This window comes from uncultured Campylobacter sp. (assembly GCF_938018035.1).
GTDB lineage: Bacteria > Campylobacterota > Campylobacteria > Campylobacterales > Campylobacteraceae > Campylobacter_B.
Genome location: NZ_CALIJF010000322.1, coordinates 1 through 1910, shown reverse-complemented (window position 1 = coordinate 1910; position 1910 = coordinate 1). Strand labels below are relative to the sequence as shown.

Here is a 1910-nt window from a genome sequence, read left to right as displayed (position 1 = left end):
AGCCTTACAAAAGTGGTAAATTTAAAGGTGCCGTGTGCGGTTCGGTAAAATTTCAGCACGCAAAATCAAAGTCCGATTTCGCACTCCGTTTGTAAGCCGCGCCGTAAAATTTAAAAAGGCGTGCGGCGGCAGCTGCCGTAATTGAATTTTTTCGGTTTGCAAATCGTGCTATGAAATTTCAAGCGCTCGCGCGCCGTTTTAAAACCGGGTGTGCACCGCAAAGTACGGCTGCCAAACAAAATACGCGCAAGGTAAGTAAAATTTACAAGCGCAGCCGGCGAGTAAATTTGCCGCAATAACGAAATTTCGAGCAAATTTAAGCAAGCGTTCGATGCGGCGCATAGAATTTCGATCAAATTTAGGCGAGCGATTCCACTGCGGCGTATAAAATTTCGCAGCGCGAGGGCTTAAACGCCTATCAAATTTAAAGGATGAAAATTGATTTTTGAAGCAAAAGACGCGGCGGCACTGCAAAAGGCGGGCATTACGACGCTTTTGGATCTGGCGCTGCTTCTGCCCAAAAGCTTCGACGATCTGAGCGTGGGGGACGCGCCGTGCGCGGGCGAGAGCACGGCGGAGGTCGAGTGCCTCTTCCAGCACAGGCGCGGCTCGATGCTCATCGTCACGGCGCACTGCCTCAGCTGGGAGCGCGAGATCAAAATCGTGATCTTCAACGCCAAAAGCTGGCACTTCGGCGCCTTCAAGCGCGGCAAAAAATTTTTCATCCACGGCAAATGCGACGAGAGCTTCGGCTCGTGGCAGTTCGTAAACCCAAAAATCGTGAGCGAGCCAGGCAGGATCGCGCCCAAATACAAAGCCGCGCTGAGCGACGCTGCGGCACAAAAGCTGATCAAAAAATATCTAAGCGCGGATGCGCTTTTAGCCTGCGGACTGCGCGCGGACGAGGCGGCAGTACTGCTTGCGCTACACGAGAGCTCGCCGCGCAGCGTGCGAATGCTAGCCGCGCTAAATAGGCAGCTCAAGGAGGGCGGCGCGGAAAATTTCGGCGAGCGCGACGACGTTTCAAACAGCGGCAGAATTCCAAGCGGCAGTGAAATTTTAAATGGCGGAATTTCAAGCAGCAACAAAATTTTAAATGGCGACGGAATTTCAGATAACGGCGAAATTCCAAGCTCACAAAGCCTCGCTGCCGCCGAAATTTTAAACGGCAGATCGCAAAACGGTGAAATTTTTAGGGGTAAAATTTCAAACTATCCTCAAAGCAGCGGAGCTCTTGCCTGCGAAACAAGGTGCGGCGCGGCGAATGAAATTTTAAGCGGAGAAATTCCAAAGGGCGCGAAGACTTCACTTCTCCCGAGCCTCCGCGACGGCGAGATTGCGAGCGATAAAATCTTAGACGGCGATCAGCCTCGGGCGCGCTGTGCGGAGATTTACAACGACGAAAATTTTAGCGTCCAAAGCGGTGATAATTTTCTTGCCGCATATGGCGCCGATGCGCACGTAGATGAAATTTTGGACGACCTCGAAGCAGGCAATGAAGCGGCTACAAGCGGCGATAAAATTTCAAACGACCTAGTATCCGACGTCCAAACAGCGGCATGGCCAGCAGACACTCAAGCCGCAACCGCGCAACCCATGTTAGAGCATGTCGCGACCAAGCAGTCCGTAGCCGAGCAACAAAATTTAAGCGCCCAAGACGTAGATGCGCAATCCGCAGCTGCCCAAACTCAAGACGTAGGCGCGCAACCCGCAGCAATCCAAACTTCGAGCCGAGTAGCGAGCGCGCAAGCCGCGACCACCCAAACTTTGAACGCACAAGCTACGGACGCGCAGCCTGCAAGCGATCAAACCAAAAATGTTCAGGCGGTAGTAGCCGTGCAGACTGCAACCGCAAAGCCTACGATCGCTCAGACCGCAAGCGCCGCCGAGGCTGTTCAGGACGCGCTCGC

At 53.3% G+C, this 1910-nt stretch carries 1 pseudogene; it reads left to right on the top strand.

Annotated features, from left to right (window positions below):
- Positions 1–438 precede the first annotated feature (438 nt).
- Positions 439–1910: pseudogene (locus Q0257_RS09655) on the top strand (hypothetical protein); the annotation flags it as partial.